This window comes from Frankia sp. CeRuru1, from assembly GCF_977966315.1.
Map to the genome: position 1 here is coordinate 1 of NZ_CDWWEW010000371.1, position 4,958 is coordinate 4,958.

Below are 4,958 nucleotides of genomic sequence, written 5' to 3' on the forward strand. Positions count from 1 at the left end.
CGCAGGACCTCACCGGCGAGGCCCAGCCCGGCGGCCAGCGGGGTCCGCCCGCCGGTGGGCAGCGCGCGCAGCCGGGCCGCGCCCACCTCCACGCTCGAGGTCGGCGCGAGCACCACCTCCGCCCCCAACCCCCGGAAAGTGATCATCCCGATCCGGTCGCGGCGCTGGTAGGCGTCGACGAGCAGGGCCAGCACGGCCGTGGTGACCAGGGTCATCCGCGCGCGGGCGGCCATCGACCCGCTGGCATCGACGACGAACAGCACCAGGTTGCCCTCCCGGCCGACGCGCACGGCGCCACGGCGGTCCGCCGGGACCAGCACGAGGCCAGGTCCGCACCGGCCGCGGGAGGCCTGGAACGGGGCGGCGGCGAGCAGGGTCGCCGGCAGATGCAGGCCGGGTGCGTCCGCGGCGGTGGTGACGAGCGCGCCGCGGCTGCCGCGGGCCGGGGACCGACGCCCGGTGGTTCCCGAGGAGGTTCCGAGACCGGCGACGGTGAGCAGCCGCGGCCGAAACGCCGCCGCCGGTGCGCCGGCGAGCCGGGACGAGGCCGCCGCCGCGGTCGAGGCCGCGGTCGAGGCCGCCATCGCGGTCGAAGACATCGACGGGGACGGTCGTGCCGACCACCGGTCCCCGCCATTCCCGTCCCCCGCACCGCCGCCGCCGTGGGGACCGCCGTCACCACCGGGCGCGCCCCCCGAACCGCCGCCGTCGGGCGGGTCGTCATCGGGGCGCGCACCGTTCACCGGTACACCGGACTCCCCGACACCGGACTCCCCGACACCGGACTCCCCGACACCGGACTCCCCGACACCGGACTCCCCGACACCGGACTCCCCGACACCGGACTCCCCGACACCGGACTCCCCGACACCGGACTCCCCGGCTTCGCGTTCGCCGGTCTCGCGTTCGGCCCCGACGCGCTCGTCGAGACCGGCCAGGGCCTCGTCGAGGACGGCGTCGAGGGTCTCGTCGTCCATTCCGGGGGCGTCGAACGGCCCGCGGCGGCGGCGATGCGGTAGCGCGAGACGGGCACCGGTACGGATGTCGGCGGCGAGCACCGTGGTCCGCCCCGCCCACGCGGCGAGTGCCATCGCGGTCTTGGCCAGCACCACGTCGGCGCGCATGCCGTCGACGTCGCAGCCGGCGCAGATGGCGGTGACGGCCCGCAGCGCCGCGTCGGTGAGCCGGACCGTGCCGAGCCGGCCGCGGGCGGCGACGACCCGGGCCGCGAGTTCCGCTTCCGCGTCCGCCCAGGTCGCGGCGAACCCGGCCGGGTCGGCTTCGAACGCCAGCCGGCGGCGGACGACCTCCGCGCGCACCGCCGGGTCACGGCTGGCCGCGACGTGCACGGTCAGCCCGAACCGGTCGAGCAGCTGCGGACGCAGCTCGCCCTCCTCCGGGTTCATCGTCCCGACCAGCAGGAACACCGCCGGATGGCGCACCGACACCCCGTCGCGTTCGACGTGGGCGACCCCGAAGGCGGCGGCGTCGAGAAGCAGGTCAACGAGATGGTCCCCCAGCAGGTTGACCTCGTCGACGTAGAGCAGCCCGCGGTGGGCGGCGGCGAGCAGACCCGGGCGCAGGACGCTGACCCCGTCGGCCAACGCCCGGTCCAGATCGAGGGAACCGGTCACCCGGTCTTCGGAGGCGCCTACGGGCAGTTCCACCAGCCGGGCCGGACGGGTCAGTGACGACGACGACGACGGCGACGGCGACGGCGCGGGATGCGGGCCGTCGGGGCAGTCCGGTGACGGCGCGTCCGGCGCGCAGGAGAACCGGCAGTCCTCCACGACCGCCACCGGGGGCAGCAGGGCGGCCAGGCCGCGCACGGCGGTGGACTTGGCGGTGCCCTTCTCCCCACGCACGAGGATTCCGCCCAGCGTGGGGGAGACCGCGTTGAGCAGCAGGGCCAAGCGCAGGTCGTCCATACCGACCACCGCCGACAGCGGGAAGCTCACCACGGTGTCGACGCCGTCGAGGCGAGCGGGTGTCGCCGGTGCACCGTGTGCGGCTGACAGGATCGACACGACCGGCACGACGGACACCGATGCGGTGCGTACGACAGGTGCGGCGCGTACGGCCGGGATGGCCGACGTGGCCGGTCTGGCAGTGGTACGGGCATGCCGGGGTCCTCCCAGGGTCCTCGCCCATGGTCATCACGGCGACGGCCGGAGTATCCTGGCTCCCGGATCAACGCGCACCTTCGGCCTTCCAGCCGCCGCTGCGGCCGTGGCCCGTCGCCCCGCCCGGGCGGCTCGGGGTTCCTCTCCGGACCCCTGGTCGGGCGATCGCCGGGCATGCCCGCCTCCTCGCCGGCGAGCATGCCCGGGAAGGTTCACTTCCCGGTGACAGTGGCGGGACCGCGCCGGACTCGCACCGGCTTCCTCCCCTGCTGTCGCGTCTGTCAGCATGACATATCCGAGGATCGCGGGCGGGGACCGCGGGTGAACTGGTATCCCGCCCCCAGGCTAGCCCGAGGCCGGTGGACACGGGGGTGGCGACTTCATTCTCCGCGGTCGCGTCTGTCAGAATGATGTCTCCCGTTGACGTTCAGAAGGGCACACACCTTGCCCGACGATCTCGATCCCCCCGCGGGAATCATCGGGGACGCCCGCGGCCGGCTGCGTGCCGACTGCGGACGCTGTTTCGCGCTGTGCTGCGTGGCACCGGCGTTCTCCGCCTCGGTGGACTTCGCGATTGACAAACCCGCCAGCACGGCCTGCCCCAACCTGAACGCGGGCTTCGGCTGCGCCGTCCACGAGCAGCTGCGGCCGCGGGGGTTCCGCGGCTGCGCCGTGTACGACTGCTTCGGCGCCGGGCAGCAGGTCTGCCAGGTCACCTACGGCGGGCGGGACTGGCGGGCGGCCCCGGACAGTGCCCGGCGGATGTTCGATGTCTTCGCGGTCATGCGGGCGCTGCACGAGCTGCTGTGGTATCTGAGCGAGGCGCTGAGCCTGCCTGCCGCCGCCCCGCTGCATGCCGAGCTGCATGACGCCCGCGCCCGCACCACGCTGCTGACCTGCGCCGACGCTGACACGCTGCTCGCCGTGGACGTCCCCGCGCTGCGTCGGGCGGTTCATCTGCTGCTGCTGCAGGCCAGCGACCTGGTCCGCGCTGAGCTGCCGGTCCGCGCCGGGAGCAGGCGTCCCCGGCGGCGCCCCCGCGGCGCCGACCTGCTCGGCGCGAACCTCGCCGGGGCGGACCTGCGCGGCGCGGCGCTGCAGGGAACCCTCCTGATTGGCGCGGATCTGCGGGGGGCGGATCTGCAGGGGGCTGACCTGCTCGGCGCGGACCTGCGCGACACTGACCTGCACGGCGCCAACCTGCATGGCGCCCTGTTCGTCGTTCAGGCCCAGCTCGACGCCGCCCGCGGGGACGCCACCACGGCGCTGCCCCCGGCCCTGACCCGCCCCGTGCACTGGACGCGCCCGGCGGACCCGGCGCGGCCGGACCCCCGGCCGCGCCCCGCGGCAGGCTCGGACCCCACGCCCGGGACGGCGCCGATCCCCTCGTCGTTGCCCAGTGCGGCCCGGCCGCGGCGGTCGGCGAGTTCTCCTCGTTCCCCGCGGTCGCCTCGTTCCCCGCGCCGCCGCTGACCGGCAGACCGGTCGTCGGCGGCGCTATGCCGACGCCGGGCCCGATCCCCCGGTCGGGCCACGGCGCGGAAATCACGTCTTCACCGGCGGGACGGCGCGTCAGGATGGGACCATGGCACGCGAGGATACCGGCGACATCCGGCAGGACCCGGAACGGGACACCTGCATCACCGCCACGAGCATGTTCGTGGGCATCACCGGGACCACCGACATCGGCAGAGGAATCGACCCGGAATCGCTGCAGGAGGTCCTGCGGCGGGCGTTCACCCTCGTGCGCACCATCGTCTCCACGCACGGCGGCTCGGTCGAGAGATTCATCGGTGACGCCGCGTTCGCCCTGTTCGGCGTCGCCGAGCCGCACGTGGACGACGCGCTGCGCGCCGTCCACGCCGCCCTCGAGATCCGGGCCGCGACGGAGGCGCTCAACACCGAACGGCACCACGACCGGGACCTGAGGCTGCGCGTGCGGATCGGGATCAACACCGGCGAGGTCACCGTTGCCGCCGGTGGCGTGAGTGGCGACCCGGTGAACGTCGCCTCCCGGCTGGAACACGCCGCGCCCGCCGGCGAGATCTTCCTCGGCGACACCACCTATTATCTCGTCCGGGACAGCGTCACCGCGAGCGAGGCGGATCCCCTCGTCGTGCAGGGCAGGCCCGTCCCGTTGCGTGTGCACCGGCTGATCGGACTGGCCGCTCCGTCGCCGGCCGCCTGAGCACCACCGGGCGCCCCCGGTGCCCCGCCCCGGCTCCGTGGGCGAGCGGGACGAAGGGCGGTGCGGGACTGCCAGCGGAATGTCAGCGGGCTGTCAGCGGGCTGTCAGCGGGCTGTCAGCGGCGCCGGACGCGACGTGAACCGGTCCGCGGGATGACGGCCGGTTGGGGGCCGCGGCCCAGCCCGCCGTGGCGGACCTGCATGTGGGTGGCGAGCAGTTGGGATGCCTCGGTCTTGGTGGGGACCCGGTCCGAGATGATACCGCAGTACGTGCAGGTGTATCTGGCCATCATGAGGTCCCTTCGGATGCTCGGGCAGGGCCAGAATGCGGCAATGCCGCGACAGATACATCACATTCCGAGTTCGCATACCTATCTGAAACGCTAATCTCCCACGTGTTTGCATGTCAATCTGGTACGCCCATAAGGTGGGTGGATGCCCCGCCCGCCGTGGACGCCGAGGACGCAGGCTCACCATGAGCTCATGGCCGCCCTGTCCGCCTCAGTCGACGCCGCCTGCGAGGCGGAGGAGAGAATGTGGGAGGCCGCCCGCGCCGCCCGCGCCGGCGGAGTGCCGATCGACCTGGTGGCCGCGCTCACCCGGCGCGGACGGACCACCATCTACCGCCATCTCCCCCTTGGGCAGGAT

At 74.1% G+C, this 4,958-nt stretch carries 5 protein-coding genes and 1 riboswitch; of the genes, 3 read left to right on the forward strand and 2 right to left on the reverse strand.

What is annotated here, in order from left to right; genetic code table 11:
* On the reverse strand, positions 1–1,961 hold a 1,961-nt coding region (locus tag AC08OP_RS20520; RefSeq protein ID WP_476615673.1), incomplete at its 3' end, for a VWA domain-containing protein.
* A 342-nt stretch (positions 1,962–2,303) separates the two neighbouring features.
* Positions 2,304–2,385, reverse strand: a riboswitch (cobalamin riboswitch).
* Positions 2,386–2,543: 158 nt separating this feature from the next.
* Here AC08OP_RS20520 and AC08OP_RS20525 point away from each other — a divergent pair.
* Together AC08OP_RS20525 and AC08OP_RS20530 are read left to right on the forward strand one after the other, a co-directional pair.
* Complete coding sequence (locus AC08OP_RS20525) at positions 2,544–3,596, forward strand: pentapeptide repeat-containing protein (protein WP_476615669.1); 1,053 nt, start codon at positions 2,544–2,546, stop codon at positions 3,594–3,596.
* A 112-nt stretch (positions 3,597–3,708) separates the two neighbouring features.
* Positions 3,709–4,311: an adenylate/guanylate cyclase domain-containing protein gene (locus AC08OP_RS20530; protein ID WP_476615670.1), complete on the forward strand. Its 603-nt coding sequence runs from the start codon at positions 3,709–3,711 to the stop codon at positions 4,309–4,311.
* A gap of 115 nt (positions 4,312–4,426) precedes the next feature.
* Here AC08OP_RS20530 and AC08OP_RS20535 read toward each other — a convergent pair whose 3' ends face one another.
* Positions 4,427–4,600: a hypothetical protein gene (locus AC08OP_RS20535; protein WP_476615671.1), complete on the reverse strand. Its 174-nt coding sequence runs from the start codon at positions 4,598–4,600 to the stop codon at positions 4,427–4,429.
* Positions 4,601–4,745: 145 nt separating this feature from the next.
* Here AC08OP_RS20535 and AC08OP_RS20540 point away from each other — a divergent pair.
* On the forward strand, positions 4,746–4,958 hold a 213-nt coding region (locus AC08OP_RS20540), incomplete at its 3' end, for a hypothetical protein (protein WP_476615672.1).

Coding starts and splice junctions, on each gene's coding strand:
- AC08OP_RS20530 (WP_476615670.1), top strand. CDS start 3,709: ATGGCACGCGAGGATACCGGCGACATCCGGCAGGACCCGGAACGGGAC.
- AC08OP_RS20535 (WP_476615671.1), bottom strand. CDS start 4,600: ATGGCCAGATACACCTGCACGTACTGCGGTATCATCTCGGACCGGGTC.